The sequence below is a fragment of the Azospirillum sp. OGB3 genome, from assembly GCF_014192915.1.
Taxonomy (GTDB): domain Bacteria; phylum Pseudomonadota; class Alphaproteobacteria; order Azospirillales; family Azospirillaceae; genus Azospirillum.
Genome location: NZ_JACHYN010000003.1, coordinates 252,969 through 267,655 on the forward strand (window position 1 = coordinate 252,969; position 14,687 = coordinate 267,655).

At 68.9% G+C, this 14,687-nt stretch carries 13 protein-coding genes; 5 read left to right on the top strand and 8 right to left on the bottom strand.

Annotated elements, in window-relative coordinates:
• Window positions 1–7: 7 nt before the first annotated feature.
• Window positions 8–1,414, bottom strand: a complete 1,407-nt coding sequence (hflX, locus tag FHW79_RS08660; RefSeq protein ID WP_183178539.1) for a GTPase HflX — start codon at window positions 1,412–1,414, stop codon at window positions 8–10.
• A gap of 146 nt (window positions 1,415–1,560) precedes the next feature.
• On the opposite strand from hflX, the gene FHW79_RS08665 reads away from it, so the two are divergent.
• The 4 genes from FHW79_RS08665 (at window position 1,561) to FHW79_RS08680 (ending at window position 5,043) form a co-directional block, all read left to right on the top strand.
• The gene (locus FHW79_RS08665) at window positions 1,561–3,207 is read left to right on the top strand and encodes a glycosyltransferase family 39 protein (protein WP_183178540.1); all 1,647 of its coding nucleotides are present in this window, start codon (window positions 1,561–1,563) and stop codon (window positions 3,205–3,207) included.
• 56 nt (window positions 3,208–3,263) lie between these two features.
• Window positions 3,264–3,998: a TetR family transcriptional regulator gene (locus tag FHW79_RS08670; protein WP_183178541.1), complete on the top strand. Its 735-nt coding sequence runs from the start codon at window positions 3,264–3,266 to the stop codon at window positions 3,996–3,998.
• A gap of 137 nt (window positions 3,999–4,135) precedes the next feature.
• Window positions 4,136–4,564, top strand: a complete 429-nt coding sequence (locus FHW79_RS08675) for a phasin family protein (protein WP_183178542.1) — start codon at window positions 4,136–4,138, stop codon at window positions 4,562–4,564.
• Between the two features lie 143 nt (window positions 4,565–4,707).
• On the top strand, window positions 4,708–5,043 hold the full coding sequence (locus tag FHW79_RS08680) for a tRNA-binding protein (protein WP_183178543.1): 336 nt from the start codon (window positions 4,708–4,710) through the stop codon (window positions 5,041–5,043).
• A 65-nt stretch (window positions 5,044–5,108) separates the two neighbouring features.
• Here the strand turns inward: FHW79_RS08680 and rimO are convergent, their stop codons facing one another.
• Window positions 5,109–6,473 (bottom strand): 30S ribosomal protein S12 methylthiotransferase RimO, encoded by a 1,365-nt coding sequence (rimO, locus tag FHW79_RS08685; RefSeq protein WP_183178544.1) that lies wholly within the window; start codon window positions 6,471–6,473, stop codon window positions 5,109–5,111.
• A 345-nt stretch (window positions 6,474–6,818) separates the two neighbouring features.
• On the opposite strand from rimO, the gene FHW79_RS08690 reads away from it, so the two are divergent.
• Window positions 6,819–7,256 carry a MarR family winged helix-turn-helix transcriptional regulator gene (locus tag FHW79_RS08690; protein ID WP_014197172.1) on the top strand — a complete coding sequence of 146 codons (438 nt, stop codon included), beginning with the start codon at window positions 6,819–6,821 and terminating at the stop codon, window positions 7,254–7,256.
• Window positions 7,257–7,367: 111 nt separating this feature from the next.
• On the opposite strand, the gene FHW79_RS08695 is transcribed toward FHW79_RS08690, so the two are convergent.
• The 6 genes from FHW79_RS08695 to FHW79_RS08720 form a co-directional block, all read right to left on the bottom strand.
• Complete coding sequence (locus FHW79_RS08695; RefSeq protein ID WP_183178545.1) at window positions 7,368–7,598, bottom strand: formate dehydrogenase subunit delta; 231 nt, start codon at window positions 7,596–7,598, stop codon at window positions 7,368–7,370.
• Window positions 7,599–7,630: 32 nt separating this feature from the next.
• The gene (fdhD, locus tag FHW79_RS08700) at window positions 7,631–8,428 is read right to left on the bottom strand and encodes a formate dehydrogenase accessory sulfurtransferase FdhD (protein ID WP_183178546.1); all 798 of its coding nucleotides are present in this window, start codon (window positions 8,426–8,428) and stop codon (window positions 7,631–7,633) included.
• A 163-nt stretch (window positions 8,429–8,591) separates the two neighbouring features.
• Complete coding sequence (gene fdhF, locus FHW79_RS08705; protein ID WP_183178547.1) at window positions 8,592–11,408, bottom strand: formate dehydrogenase subunit alpha; 2,817 nt, start codon at window positions 11,406–11,408, stop codon at window positions 8,592–8,594.
• Between the two features lie 19 nt (window positions 11,409–11,427).
• Entirely contained in the window at window positions 11,428–12,993 is a 1,566-nt protein-coding gene (locus FHW79_RS08710; protein WP_183178548.1) for an NADH-quinone oxidoreductase subunit NuoF, read from the bottom strand.
• Window positions 12,990–13,478 (bottom strand): formate dehydrogenase subunit gamma, encoded by a 489-nt coding sequence (locus tag FHW79_RS08715; protein WP_183178549.1) that lies wholly within the window; start codon window positions 13,476–13,478, stop codon window positions 12,990–12,992. The genes FHW79_RS08710 and FHW79_RS08715 overlap by 4 nt, the downstream gene beginning before the upstream one ends.
• A gap of 156 nt (window positions 13,479–13,634) precedes the next feature.
• Entirely contained in the window at window positions 13,635–14,579 is a 945-nt protein-coding gene (locus FHW79_RS08720; protein WP_183178550.1) for a LysR family transcriptional regulator, read from the bottom strand.
• Between the last annotated feature and the right edge of the window lie 108 nt (window positions 14,580–14,687).

A 14,687-nucleotide genomic window follows, 5' to 3' on the forward strand; every position in this document is an offset into this window, starting at 1 on the left:
TGCCCCGTCAGCGGCTTTCCTGTCCGACGAACCGGCTTTCGAAGCGGGCGGCGTCGGCGGGGGCCAACGCGACGTGCACGTGGGCCTGCCCGTCCTCGTCCCGGCGGTCCAGCACCTGCCCATGCTCGTACAGCCACGCCAGGGCGCGCCCGTCCGACAGGTTTACGCTCAGCTCCAGCACCTGCCGCCCGGCGGACACGCGCCGGTCCAGCAGTTCCAGCAGGTCGTCGAGCCCCTCCCCGGTCAGGGCGGACACGGCGATGGCGCGTTCCTCGCCTTCCATCATGCGCTGGTTGGCGAGGCGCATGTGGAGCGCGCCGCGGGCGGTCGCCGGCATCTGGTCGGTCTTGTTCAGCACCTCCACCACCCGAGGGTCGTTGGCGGCGTCGATCCCAAGGTCGGCCAGCACCGAATCCACATCCGCCTTCTGCGCCGCCGTGTCGGGGTGGGAGACGTCGCGGACGTGCAGGATCAGGTCGGCGGCCTGCACCTCCTCCAGCGTGGCGCGGAAGGCGGCGACGAGCTGGGTTGGCAACTCCGACACGAAGCCCACCGTGTCCGACAGGGCCATGGTCTTGCCGGAGGACAGGGCGATCCGGCGCACCGTGGGGTCGAGCGTGGCGAACAGCACGTCCTCGGCGGTGACGCCGGCGCCGGACAGCCGGTTGAACAGCGTCGATTTGCCGGCGTTGGTGTAGCCGACCAGCGCAACCAGCGGGGTGCCGCCGCGCTGCCGGGCGGAGCGGTGCAGCTTGCGCGTCCGCCGCACCTCCTCCAGGTCCGACTTCAGGCGGCTGATGCGTTCGGCGATCAGGCGGCGATCGAGTTCGAGCTGGCTTTCGCCGGGGCCGCCCAGGAAGCCGAAGCCGCCGCGCTGCCGCTCCAGGTGGGTCCAGGACCGCACCAGACGGGAACGCTGGTAGGTCAGGGCCGCCAGTTCGACCTGCAACTGGCCTTCACGGGTTTGGGCGCGTTCTCCGAAGATCTCCAGGATCAGGCCGGTGCGGTCGATCACCTTGGCCATGCAGCGGCGCTCCAGGTTGCGCTGCTGGACCGGGCTGAGCGGATGATCGATCACCACCAGATCGGCGTGGAAGGCCTCCACCATGCCGCCGATCCGCTCCGCCGTGCCGCGCCCGAACAGGGTGGCGGGATCGGGATGGGCGACGCGGATCACCTCGGCGTGCGGCACCTCCAGCCGGATGGCCTGGGCAAGCGCGATCGCTTCGGCGAGGCGCGCGTCGGGCTGGCGCGCCGCGCCGTGTCCTTGGTCGGGGGAGGTGGGCAGAACGGGCAGGATGACCAAGGCGCGGCCCGCGGAAGGCGGTGGCGCGCCGTCAGGGTCGTAGCCCTGGGCGCTGCGGGAAACGGAGGCGGTGGAACGGGGTGACGGGCGGTCGTCGGAATCTGGCATCGGGCTGGCACCGTTCCTTCAGGCAGAGGGGTTGGGCGATCAAGAGTTGCAGGTCCGCAAAAAACAGCCCGCTGCTGCCGCGGTTCCAAAACCGTCCGGAATCGTGCACAAACCGCTGGCGTGTAACCTCTGGACATACTCCGATCATGTCATCCTCGGACCGCATCGCCGCCCCCCCTCAACCGGTCACGCCCGATCGCTCGGCCGGGGTGCCCAACGCCGGCCTGCTGGAGCGCTGGCCCTGGTGGGGGCTGTGCGCGGCGTTGGCGGCGGTGATGGTGGTGTCCGCCGTGGCGATCGGGTTCCGCACCCCTTACTGGTCGCACGCCGACCAGGATCTGGTGCTGGCCTACCACGGGCTGCTGTTCAACGAGGGGCTGCCCCAGGAGTATTTCGACCATCCCGGCTACACCTATTTTCTGGTCATCGAGGTCTGGTACCGCCTGCTGCACGCGCTGGGGCTGATGCCGGTCGTCACCTTGTCCGGCCTGCCGCCCGCGGCGGACACCGCCGCCTACAACGCCGCCTGGCAGAATTTGGTGGAGGCCGGACGGGCGCTGTCCATCCTCATCACCACGATTTTCGCGCTGGTCTACGCCAATCTTGTCCGCGCGCTGGTCGGCGACCGCCGGGTGGCCTTTCTGGCCGCCGTGGTGATGGCCTTCGGCATCGGCCTGTCCACCCAGGCGCGGCAGATGCGCACCGACCTGCTGTCGGCCTCCTTCGTGGCGACGGCGCTTCTTCTCGTGCTGGTCGCCATCCGCACCGCTCCGGGCTGGCGCCCCCTTCTGCTTCTCGGGCTGGCCGGCCTGCTGGCCGGGCTGGCGGTGGTGACCAAGATCCAGGCCATCTTCCTGGCGCTGGGCATTCCGGTGATCGCGCTGGCCTTCGGGCGCTGCTTCACCAGGGAGGGCGGGCCCAACTGGATCGCCGCCGGAACGCTGGCGCTGGCGGCGGGTGCCGCGGCGCTGCCCGCGGTCGCTCTGATCCAGCACGGCATCGCCAGCGCCGGCCATTCGCTCTACCCTTACCGGCCGGTCGGCGGCGGGCTGTCGGGGGTCTATCAGGGGATCATCGTCGGCTGGGTCTTTCTGGGGATGCTGGTCTACGCTGCGGTGTGGCGGGTGCGGGCGTCCTACGCGGCGGCGGCCATGGCGGTGGTCGCGCTCGGGCTGGCGCTCGGCGTGCTCGCGTTGACGATCCGCCCGCACGAGCAGAACGTGATCGCCGTCGCCAACCTGATCGAGCACATGTTCGTCTTCACCACCTGGAAGCATCAGGCGGCGCTGCAGGGACAGGAGCAGGTGCTCTCCGACGGGCTGGTGACTCTTCTGGCGAAGGGGCTGTGGCGTACGCTGGCGATCCGCACCATCGTCCTTCACCCCGACAACATCCCCCAGACCGTCGTGGTGGAATGGTTCATCATCGGCGGCTGCATCGTGCTGTGGTGCCGGGGCGAGCGGGCAGCCGCGGCGCAGGCGGCGCTTCTCCTGCTGGTCGCCTGGGGTCTGGAGACGCTGTTCTCCCTGCGCGGCTTCCAGCGGGCCTACGCCGCCTACACCGACCCGCTGATGGGGCTCGCCGCGGCCTGGGTGCTGCTGCGCCTGCCCGGTCTGCTGGAGCGCGCCCGGACGCGCCGCTGGATCGTCGGCATGGTGGCGCTGGTGGTGGTGGTCGCCCAGGTCTGGCCCGCCATCGAGGCCATCCGCCTGCCCAACCCCGCCGGCCAGTGCGGTTGGATTCCCACCTATATGAAGCACGTCGAGCCCTTCCCTTTCTGCCGCCCCGGTTGAGGTGCGGCGCGGGCGTCCCACATCATGGGGACAGGCTGACCACGAGGCCCGACCCCATGGACGACACCGCCGACACCCCCTGGAAAACCGATCCCGAAGCCCCCGATGCGGCTGAGAGCGCCGAAGCAGGGGAAGGCACCGATGACCTGGACCGGCGGGTGGCCGCCGCGGCGATGCGGCTCGCCGCCGGGCAGGGCTGGCGCAATACCGGTCTGCTGGCGATCGCCCGGGCGGCGGAGGTGGCACCCGACGTCTTCTACCGCCGCTTTCCCTCCCGCTCCGACGTGCTGGCCGCCGTGTCGCGGGTCGCCGACACCGCGGTCCTCGCCGACGACGCCCCGGTCGGTCCGGACGAGAGCGCCCGCGACCGGCTGTTCGACGTGATGATGCGCCGCTACGACGCTCTGCTTCCCTACCGGGACGGGCTGCGCTCGGTCGTCCGCGACCTGCGGCGGGAGCCGCTGACCGCGCTGGCCTTCTCCCGCCATTTCGGGCGGTCGATGGCCTGGATGCTGCGCGCCGCGGGCGTGGAGGCCGACCGGAGCGGCGGCGCCCTGTTCGTGGCCGGGCTGGGGGCGGTGCAGGCGCGGGTCATGCGGGTCTTCCTGGAGGATGACAGCGCCGACCTGTCGCGGACCATGGCGGTGCTCGATTCCGAGCTGCGGCGGGGGGAGCGCTGGGCTGGGGCATTACGCCGCAGATCCGGGCGCGCCTCTCCGACCGAATCACCGCCGCCCCCGCAGGGTACCGGGGAACCGGCCGGGGAACCAGGAAGCGCGTCCGCTGGTTGAGGTTCCATGAGCCGCGGTGTAGCCCCTGGTGCGACGCACAAGGGCGTTGACTATCTTTTTGGCAATCTGCATAGTCGCGCCACAGGTTTGCTGCGCCGCAGCACGCCGAATGAATCCTTTCGTCGGGGGTGAGAACCATGGCCAAGCAGACCGGTAACCCGTTCCTCGAATTCGACCTGTCCAAGATGCTGGGCGATTACAAGGTGCCGGGCCTCGACGTCGAATCGATCCTGGCGAGCCAGCGCAAGAACATCGAGGCGGTGACCGCCGCCAACCAGCTCGCGATCGAGGGTCTGCAGGCCGTGCTCCGCCGCCAGGCCGAGATCGTCCGTTCTTCCGTCGAGGAGGCCGGCACCTATGTGAATCAGGTCGCCGCCGCCGGCACGCCGGAAGAGAAGGCCGCCAAGCAGGCCGAACTGGTCAAGGTCGCCTTCGAGAAGGCCCTGTCGAACATCAAGGAACTGGCCGAGCTGGTCGCCAAGTCCAACACCGAGGCCGCCGACGTGCTGTCCAAGCGCGTGTCGGAGAGCCTGGACGAGGTCAAGGCCGCCATCGCCAAGAAGTAAGCCCCTCTCCCACCTGGGAGACGTGCTGCAAAGGGCCGCCCATCGGGGCGGCCCTTTCGCGTTTCGGCTTCGATGCCGCCGGTGCTAGCCTTGCTCGCGACGATTCAAGCCGTGACGACCGCAACAGGGCAGGGACGAAACCCGTGACCATCAATTACGACGATTTTCTGAAGGTGGACATCCGCGTCGGCACCATCACCGCGGCGGAGCCCTTTCCGGAAGCGCGCAAGCCGGCCTACAAGCTGACCATCGATTTCGGGCCGGAGATCGGCAGCCGGCGCAGCTCCGCCCAGATCACCCGCCATTACACGCTGGATGAACTGGTGGGCCGGCAGGTGCTGGGCGTGGTGAACTTCCCGCCCAAGCGCATCGGCCCCTTCACCAGCGAGGTCCTGTGCCTGGGCCTGCCCGACGCGGAGGGCGAAGTCGTGCTGGTCGGGCCGGGGCAGGGTGTGCCGAACGGCGGGCGCCTATACTGAGTCTGCGGACAGCAAAAGGGCCGGGAGGCGTTGCCGTCCCGGCCCTTTTGCTTGTGACCAAGCCCTTACTCGGCGCGTTCGATGGAGCCCCAGAGATCGTATTCGTCAGCGTGCTCGATGGTCACGTCGACGATGTCGCCCGGCTTCACGTTCGTCTCGCCGTTCAGGAAGACGTTGCCGTCGATCTCCGGCGCGTCGGCGTAGGAGCGGCCGATGGCGCCCTCCTCGTCGACCTCGTCGATGAGGACGCCCAGCGTGAAGCCGACCTTCTGCTGGAGCCGTTCGGCGCTGATCGCCTTCTGGGTCTCCATGAAGCGCTCCCAGCGCTCCTGCTTGACCTCTTCCGGAACGGCGCCGGGCAGGTCGTTGGCGGTGGCGCCCTCGACCGGCTCGTACTTGAAGCAGCCGACGCGGTCGAGCTGCGCTTCCTTCAGCCAGTCCAGCATGAATTGGAAGTCCTCCTCCGTCTCGCCGGGGAAGCCGGTGATGAAGGTGGAGCGCAGAACCAGATGCGGGCATTCCTGCCGCCACTTCCGGATGCGGTCGAGCTGCTTCTCCTGGGCCGCCGGGCGGCGCATCGCCTTCAGGACGGTGGGCGAGGCGTGCTGGAACGGGATGTCCAGATAGGGGAGGATGCGGCCCTCCGCCATCAGCGGGATCACCTCGTCAACATGCGGGTAGGGGTAGACGTAGTGCAGGCGCACCCAGACGTCGAAGTTCGCCAGCTCGCGGCAGAGGTCGATGAAGCGGGCCTTCACCTTGCGCCCGTACCAGTCCTCTTCCGCATACTTGCGGTCGATGCCGTAGGCGCTGGTGTCCTGGGAGATGACCAGCAGTTCCTTGACCCCGGCGATCGCCAGCTTCTCCGCCTCGCGCAGGACCGAGACGACGGGGCGGCTGACCAGATCGCCGCGCAGGGAGGGGATGATGCAGAAGCTGCAGCGGTTGTTGCAGCCCTCGGAAATCTTCAGGTAGGCGTAGTGGCGCGGGGTCAGCCGCAGCCCTTCCGGCGGCACCAGATCGGTGAAGGGGTCATGCACCGGCGGCACGGCGTCGTGCACGGCGTTGACCACCTGCTCGTACTGGTGGGGGCCGGTGACGGCCAGCACGTCCGGATGGACCTGCCGGATCATGTCCGACTCCACGCCCATGCAGCCGGTCACGATGACCCGGCCGTTCTCCTTGATGGCCTCGCCGATGGCCTCCAGCGATTCCTTCTTGGCGGAATCGAGGAAGCCGCAGGTGTTGACCAGCACGACGTCGGCGCCGTCGTAGGACGGCGAGATGTCGTAGCCTTCGGCGCGCAGGCGCGTGAGGATGCGCTCGGAATCGACGAGCGCCTTGGGGCAGCCCAGGCTGACGATCCCCACCTTGGGGGAGGACGCCGGGTTGGTCTTGAAACCGGGAATGGACGGGGGCGTGCTGGTCATGGCGCGCATATATAGGCGAGTCGCGGCGCAACGCCAGACAAAACGCGCGGCGCAGCCCCGACACGAGGTGGTAGGTGCCCTGCGTTGTCTCCGCACCGGTCCGGTAATCCGCACGGCGCCACAGGGGGGTGCGACACCTTGTGCTGAATGAGGTTTGAGGTCAATGTTTCGTTTACCCTCCCGATACCGTAGTGTGCGGCTCGTCGTCGGGGGTGGGGAGTCATGGACTTGCCTACTGGGGCATGTTAGTTTGGTGTTCGTATAGTCTCTGAAACGTACAGACTCGTTGCCGGCATTTGCTGCGCAGCGCGTGTTTATTCTGGCAACTGTCGAGACCCCGCTGCCATGTCGAAAAGCCCGCCGTCCCTGGCTTCGGCGCAAGCGATTGCCGAGGTCATGATGCACATCGGCCACATCGCCGACAGCATGGGCTATACGCAGGGGTTGAAACCATCGCAGTGGACGGCGTTGCGCTACTTCGCGCGCGCCAACGACAGCCAGCGGACGGTGTCCGCCTTCGCCGACTTCCACGCGACGACCCGCGGCGCGGCGTCCCAGATGGTCGAGGTGCTGGTGACGAAGGAGTTGCTGACGCGCGTCCCGGTGCCGGAGGATCGCCGCGTCGTGCAGCTTCACCCGACGGAGAAGGCTCTGGCGCTTCTCGAATACGACCCGCTGAAGGACTTCGCCGCGGTCATCGCCGCCCTGCCGGGGCCGGAGCAGTTCCAATTGGCGGATCTGCTGTCGCGCGTGCTCAAGGGGCTGTTGAGCCAGCGGGCCTGAACAGGAGAGGTGCTGTTGCCCCCTCCCTAACCCTCCCCCGCTTCGCAGAGGAGGGAATTATGTCCCCTCCCTCGCGAAGCGGGGGAGGGTTAGGGAGGGGGCAATGCGTTCCTACGCGCTCCCTACCGACGGCCCTTTCAGCCGCTCGACCGCCTGGGTGACGATCTCGTGCAGGCCCTCGCCGCCGGCGCTGCTGTGCTCCAGCAGGCGCTGGCGCATGCGCGGTTCCCAGAAGGCGCGGATGTGGCCGGCGGTCTCGGTCACCGCCTCGTCCTGCGGGTAGGACTGGAAATAGCTGGCGATCTGATTCGCCATGCGGACGAGTTCGCGTGTGGTGTCCATGGGTCGGCTCCCGGAAAAGTCGGTTTTCTTCGTTAACGGAACAGCATGACGCCGTTGCCGCGGGCGCGGGCGGCCAGAGTCATGCCGGCGGCGCGGGCGAGCTTCAGCGCCAGCGCCGTGGGGGCGGAAATGGTGGCGAGCATGGGGATGCCGATGGTCGCGGCCTTCTGGACCAGTTCGAAGCTGCACCGGCTGCTCATCACGGCGAAGCCGCCGGACGGGTCGATGCCCGCGCGGGCCAGCGCGCCGGCCAGCTTGTCGAGCGCGTTGTGCCGCCCGACATCCTCCCGCGCCATCACGATGCGCCCGTCCGGCCCGGCCCAGGCCGCCGCGTGCAGGGACTTGTTGGCGCGGTTCATCGGCTGGTGGTCGGGCAGGGCGGTAAAGGCGGCGGCCACCGCCTCCACCGACGGGGCGAAGGCCGCCGTGACCCGCGGCGGCTCGCGCACCGCGTTGGCGAGGCTGTCGATCCCGCACAGGCCGCAGCCGCTCCGCCCTTCCATGGAGCGGCGGCGGAGCGAACCGCGCAGAAGACGCAACGGGTCGGCCTCGATGGACAGGACGATGCCGTCCTCCACTGGGCGGAGGTCGATGCGGTCGATGTCGGCGGCGCTGCCGACGATTTCCTCGCACAGGCTGAAACCCAGCGCGAAGTCCTCCAGATCGGCGGGCGTCGCCATCATCACGGCGTGGGAGCGTCCGTTGTATTCGAACGCCACCGGAGTCTCCTCGGCGACCAGCCACGTCACGTTTGCCTGATTCGCGGCCTGATCGGCGGTTTCCGGAAAGCCGGTGCCGCTGACCGGCAGGGAATGGGCGAGTGACCGCATCGTTGGTCTCCTGTTTTCCCTCTCCCGCCCCGGGAGAGGGAAGGGGCCTGCGCGCAGCGCGGGAAGGGTGAGGGTGCTGACAAGCATCATCCACTGATCTTTGGACGACCCTCACCCGGCCGCTTCGCGTCCACCCTCTCCCGGGACGGGAGAGGGGTTCGGGTTACTCCGCCGCCACTTCCACCAGATCGCCGCGGCGGATCTGCCAATCGGACGGGTGGTTGCTCAGCGTCACCTGCACCGCGGTCACCTTGTATTCGGGGCAGTTGGTGGCCCAATCCGAATTCTCGGTGGTGACCACGTTGGCGCCCGTCACCGGGTGGTGGAAGGTGGTGTAGACCACCCCCTGCGGCATCCGGTCGGAGATGCGCGCCCGCAGCGTGGTGGCGCCGATGCGGCTGGCGATGGAGACCAGATCGCCGTCGCGGATGCCCCGCTCCTCGGCGTCGTGGGCGTGGACCTCCAGGATGTCCTCCGGGTGCCACGCCACGTTGGCGGTGCGGCGGGTCTGGGCGCCGACGTTGTAGTGGTTGAGGATGCGGCCCGTCGTCAGGATCAGCGGGTAGAAGCGCGAGGCGCGCTCCTCCGTCGGCACATACTCGGTGATCATGAAGCGGCCCTGGCCGCGCACGAAACCGTCGGCGTGCATGATCGGCGTGCCGACCGAGTCCTCGTCGGTGCAGGGCCACTGCACGCTGCCCACCCGGTCCAGCTTCTCGAAGCTGACGCCGGAGAAGGTCGGGGTCAGGCGGGCGATCTCGTCCATGATCTGCGCGCCGCTGCGGTAGAACATGGGATAGCCCATGGCGGTGGCCAGATCGCAGACGACCTCCCATTCCTGCTTGCCGGTCTTGGACGGCATCACCGGGCGGACGCGGTTGATGCGGCGCTCGGCGTTGGTGAAGGTGCCGTCCTTCTCCAGGAAGGAGGTGCCGGGCAGGAAGACGTGGGCGAAGGCCGCGGTCTCGTTCAGGAACAGGTCCTGCACCACGACGATCTCCATGGCCCGCAGGGCGGCGAACACATGCTGGGTGTTCGGGTCGGACTGGGCGATGTCCTCGCCTTGGACGAACAGGCCCATGAAGGTGCCGTCCACCGCGGAGTCGAACATGTTGGGGATGCGAAGGCCCGGTTCGGGGTCGAGCGCCGCGTTCCACACCTCCTCGAACTGCTGGCGGACTACGTCGTCGGAGACGTGGCGGTAGCCGGTCAGCTCGTGCGGGAAGGAGCCCATGTCGCACGAGCCCTGGACGTTGTTCTGGCCGCGCAGCGGGTTCACGCCGACGCCGTCACGCCCGATGTTGCCGGTCGCCATGGCGAGGTTCGCCATGCCCATCACCGCGGTGGAGCCCTGGCTGTGCTCGGTGACGCCCAGGCCGTAATAGATGGCCGCGTTGCCGCCCGTGGCGTAGAGCCGGGCCGCCGCGCGCATCTCCGCCGCCGGGATGCCGGTGTACTGCTCGGTGTTCTCCGGGGAGTGGCGCGGGTCGCGGACGAAGGCTTCCCAACGGGCAAACTCCATCGGGTCGCACCGGTCGGCCACGAAATTGCGGTCGACCAGTTCCTCGGTCACGATCACGTGGGCCAGCGCGTTCATCGCGGCGACGTTGGTGCCGGGGCGGAGCTGGAGGTGGTGCGTGGCCGAGACGTGCGGGCTGCGCACGAGGTCGATGCGGCGCGGGTCGATGACGATCAGCTTGGCGCCCTGGCGCAGCCGCTTCTTCATGCGCGAGCCGAAGACCGGGTGGCCGTCCGTCGGGTTGGCGCCGATGACCAGGATGACGTCGGACTTGTCGACGCTCTTGAAGTCCTGCGTGCCGGCGGAGGTGCCGAAGGTCTGCTTCAGGCCGTAGCCGGTCGGGGAGTGGCAGACGCGGGCGCAGGTGTCGACGTTGTTGTTGCCGAAGGCGGCGCGGATCATCTTCTGGACGACATACACCTCCTCGTTCGTGCAACGGGACGAGGTGATGCCGCCGATGGAACCGCGGCCGTATTTCTGCTGGACCGCGCGCAGGCGGGTGGCGGCGTAGGTGATCGCCTCCTCCCAGGACACGACGCGCCACGGATCGTCGATGCTCTCGCGGATCATCGGCTGCGTCTGGCGGTCGGCGTGGGTGGCGTAACCCCAGGCGAAGCGGCCCTTGACGCAGGAATGGCCCTCGTTGGCGCCACCGTCCTTGTGGGGGACCATGCGGACCACGGTGGTGCCCTTCATCTCCGCCTTGAAGGAGCAGCCGACGCCGCAATAGGCGCAGGTGGTGATGACGCTGTGCTCCGGCTGGCCCAGCTCGATCAGTGACTTCTCGGTCAGGGTGGCGGTCGGGCAGGCCTGGACGCAGGCGCCGCAGGACACGCACTCGCTGTCCATGAACTGTTCGAGAGCGCCCGGCGACACCTTGCTGTCGAAGCCGCGCCCGTCGATGGTCAGCGCGAAGGTGCCCTGGACCTCGCCGCAGGCCCGCACGCAGCGCGAGCAGACGATGCATTTGGACGGGTCGAAGGTGAAGTAGGGGTTGCTCTCGTCCTTCACGGCGGTGCGGTGGTTCTCACCCTCGTAGCCGTAGCGGACGTTGCGCAGGCCGACCGCGCCGGCCATGTCCTGAAGCTCGCAATTGCCATTGGTCGGGCAGGTCAGGCAGTCCAGCGGGTGGTCGGAGATGTACAGCTCCATCACGCCGCGGCGCAGCCGGCCCAGACGCTCGTTCTGGGTGTGCACCTTCATGCCCGGGGCGACCGGGGTGGTGCAGGAGGCCGGCGTGCCGCGCCGCCCCTCGATCTCCACCATGCACAGGCGGCAGGAGCCATAGGCGTCCAGCATGTCGGTGGCGCACAGCTTCGGCACGGTGATGCCGGCTTCCATCGCCGCGCGCATCACCGAGGTGCCTTCCGGCACGGTCACCGTGCGGCCGTCGATGTCCAGCGTCACCATGGTGGCGGACTCGCGGGCCGGGGTGCCGTAATCGATGTCTTGGATGGACATGGGGTCTGGTCCTTTCCGCTCACTCGGCCGCGACAGCCGCGGGGCTGCGGGTGAAATCCTCGGGGAAGTGCTTCAGGGCGCTGCGCACCGGGATCGGCGTCATGCCCCCCATGGCGCAGAGTGAGCCGTCGGTCATGACCTCGCACAGGTCGTTGAGCAGCGTGATGTTCGCCGCCACTTTCTCGCCGGCGATGATGTGGTCCATCACCTCGACGCCGCGCACCGCACCGATGCGGCAGGGGGTACACTTGCCGCAGGATTCGGCGGCGCAGAACTCCATGGCGAAGCGGGCCTGCTTGGCCATGTCCACGCTGTCGTCGAAGACGACGATGCCGCCGTGACCGACCATCGCCTCGACCGCGGCGAAGGCCTCGTAATCCTTCGGCAGGTCGAACAGCGAGGGCGGCAGGTAGGCGCCCAGCGGGCCGCCGGCCTGCACCGCACGGATCGGCCGGCCGGTGATGGTGCCGCCGCCGAACTCGTACAGCAGTTCGTGCAGGGTGACGCCGAAGGCCTTCTCGACGATGCCGCCGTGCTTGATGTTGCCGGCGAGCTGGAAGGCCAGCGTGCCGCGCGAGCGGCCGACGCCGAAGTCGCGGTAGTAGCTGGCGCCCTTGTCCAGGATGATCGGGACCGAGGTCAGCGACAGCACGTTGTTGACGATGGTCGGCTTGCCGAACAGACCCTCCAGCGCCGGCAGCGGCGGCTTGGCCCGGACGGTGCCGCGCTTGCCCTCCAGGCTTTCCAGCATGGAGGTCTCCTCGCCGCAGATGTAGGCGCCGGCGCCGACGCGGACGTCGAGGTGGAAGCGGTGGCCGGTGCCGTGGATCTCGTCGCCCAGCCACTTCTCGTCATAGGCCAGCCGGATCGCCTCGCGCATGGTCGCGACGGCGTGCGGGTACTCGGAGCGGATGTAGATGTAGCCCTCGGTGGCGCCCACCGCGATGGCGGCGATGGTCATGCCCTCGATCAGGCAGAAGGGGTCGCCCTCCATGATCATGCGGTCGGCGAAGGTGCCGCTGTCGCCCTCGTCGGCGTTGCAGCAGATGTATTTCTGCTCCGCCTGGGCGTTCAGCACCGTGTTCCACTTGATGCCGGTCGGGAAGCCGGCGCCGCCGCGGCCGCGCAGGCCGGACTCGGTGACCTCGGTGACGATCTCCGCCGGGGTCATGGCGAGCGCCCGCTCCAGCCCGCGGAAGCCGCCGTGCAGCCGGTAATCCTCGACCGACAGCGGGTCGATGATGCCGCAGCGGGCGAAGGTCAGCCGCTCCTGCTTGGCGAAATAGGGGATCTTCTCGGTCAGGCCGTGGGCCAGCGCGTGGTCGGCGCCCTCCAGGAAGCCGGCGTCGAACAGCCCGGCCACGTCCTCGGCCATCACCGGGCCGTAGGCGACGCGGCCCTCGGGCGTCTCCACCTCGACCAGCGTCTCCAGCCACAGCATGCCGCGGGAGCCGTTGCGCACGATGCGGAGCGGGATGCCGCGCTTCGTCGCTTCGGCGCGGATGGCGGCGGCGGTCTCGTCGGCGCCCACCGACAGGGCGGCGGCGTCGCGCGGCACGTAAACCGTGTGCAGGGGCTCGCTCATCGCACGGCCTCCGTGGCCAGGGTGGAGGCGGTGATGGCGTCGAAGCGGGCCGGGCTGACCCGGCCGTGCAGCGTCTCGTCCACCATCACGGCGGGGGCCAGGGCGCAGTTGCCCAGGCAGAAGACCGGCTCCAACGAGAAGGCGTCGTCGGCGGTGGTCTCGTGGAAGTCCACCTTCAGACGGCGACGGATGTGGTCGATCAGCCCGTCGGCGTTCATCGATTGGCAGGCCTCGGCCCGGCAGACCTTGATGGTGTGGCGGCCGGGACGGCTGCGGCGGAACTCGTGGTAGAAGGACACCACCCCGTGCACGTCGGCGCGCGACAGGTTCAGCTCACGCGCCAGCAGCGGGATGGCCTCCTCGTCGATGCAGCCGAACTCTTCCTGAAGAGCGTGCAGCATCGGCAGCAGGGCTCCGCGCAGGTGACGGTTGGCGGCGATCACCGCCGTGGCGCGTTCCTCGCTCCATGGAGATCGGGCGTTCATGGTCTCCTCCCCCGCGCCCGCCTGGATCGGCGGCGCTTCGTTGGTGTCTTGTCCATCAGCGTTACGGACATTGGGGGAGGCGGGCAAATTTGATTTTCTGATGCGATGATAGGGTTTCGCTATCACCACACGGATCGCGCGGTTATGCCCTTGAGATCATAGCCCTTTTGGCAAACCCCAGGGGGCCAGGGCCTCGTCGGTCAAAGTGCGCACGCGCTCGGCGAGCCCCGGTTCTGCGGCGACGGCGGCCAGCGCCTTGGCGAGCGGGGCCGGCGGTTCGCGGTCGGCGTAGACGAGTCCGACGGCGTAGGTCAGGTCCGGCTCGGTCAGCGGCAGGGCCACCAGATCGGGGTGGAGCGCGACCAGGGTGAGGAGCTGGCTGGGCACCACGCTGGCCGCCAGACCGCTGCGCACGATGGTGTAGATGGTGACGATGGAGTTCGTCTCCATCAGCGGAACCACCGTCCGGTCGGCCATGCGGAAGGCCGTGTCGGCGATGCGCCGGTTCTGCATGTCCGGGGTGAGCAGGCACAGCGGCAGCTTCGCCGCGTCGGCCCAGCGGATGCCGGTGGTGCCCTCCCGGACCTGACGGCGCTGGGCCAGCAGGAAGTAGCGCTCCGAGAACAGCGGGACGGTGCGGACGTTGCTCAGCGGCTCGTTGTCGAGGTAGGTGACGGCGGCGTCCAGCTCGAACCCGTCGAGATCGCGCTGGATGTCGCGCGAGCTGAGCGAGCGCACGCTGGAGCGGATCTGCGGGTAGCGCTCGGCGAAGCGGGCCAGCACATGGGGGACGGCGGGCAGGGCGGTCGGGATGGCGCCGATCCGCAGGTGGCCGGACAGGCCCTGGCCCAGCGCCGTCAGCTCCTGATAGAGCCCGTCCCGCTCCGCGACGATGCGGCGGGCGTATTCGAGCACCTTCAGCCCCTCCGGCGTGAAGCCGGAGAATTTCTGCCCGCGCTCGACGATGGGCACGCGCAACTCGTCCTCGAGCTGGCGGATGGCGTTGGACAGCGTCGGCTGGGAAACATGGCAGGCCTCCGCCGCCCGGCCGAAATGCTGCTCGCGCGCCAGGGCCAGCAGATAGACGAATTTGCGGAACACAGTCCCCTCCCGCGCGTGATGGGCCGGTGCCCGCTCGGCGCCCGCTCCCGGGCGTCGCGCACGTTATGCCGAATCGGGCACACCGCCGGCAAGGGGGAGACTCCTTCT

Excerpts from the sequence above, each read along its gene's own strand:
- hflX (WP_183178539.1), bottom strand. The coding sequence starts at position 1,414 with ATGCCAGATTCCGACGACCGCCCGTCACCCCGTTCCACCGCCTCCGTT.
- FHW79_RS08665 (WP_183178540.1), top strand. The coding sequence starts at position 1,561 with ATGTCATCCTCGGACCGCATCGCCGCCCCCCCTCAACCGGTCACGCCC.
- FHW79_RS08670 (WP_183178541.1), top strand. The coding sequence starts at position 3,264 with ATGGACGACACCGCCGACACCCCCTGGAAAACCGATCCCGAAGCCCCC.
- FHW79_RS08675 (WP_183178542.1), top strand. The coding sequence starts at position 4,136 with ATGGCCAAGCAGACCGGTAACCCGTTCCTCGAATTCGACCTGTCCAAG.
- rimO (WP_183178544.1), bottom strand. The coding sequence starts at position 6,473 with ATGACCAGCACGCCCCCGTCCATTCCCGGTTTCAAGACCAACCCGGCG.
- FHW79_RS08690 (WP_014197172.1), top strand. The coding sequence starts at position 6,819 with ATGTCGAAAAGCCCGCCGTCCCTGGCTTCGGCGCAAGCGATTGCCGAG.
- FHW79_RS08695 (WP_183178545.1), bottom strand. The coding sequence starts at position 7,598 with ATGGACACCACACGCGAACTCGTCCGCATGGCGAATCAGATCGCCAGC.
- fdhD (WP_183178546.1), bottom strand. The coding sequence starts at position 8,428 with ATGCGGTCACTCGCCCATTCCCTGCCGGTCAGCGGCACCGGCTTTCCG.
- fdhF (WP_183178547.1), bottom strand. The coding sequence starts at position 11,408 with ATGTCCATCCAAGACATCGATTACGGCACCCCGGCCCGCGAGTCCGCC.
- FHW79_RS08710 (WP_183178548.1), bottom strand. The coding sequence starts at position 12,993 with ATGAGCGAGCCCCTGCACACGGTTTACGTGCCGCGCGACGCCGCCGCC.
- FHW79_RS08715 (WP_183178549.1), bottom strand. The coding sequence starts at position 13,478 with ATGAACGCCCGATCTCCATGGAGCGAGGAACGCGCCACGGCGGTGATC.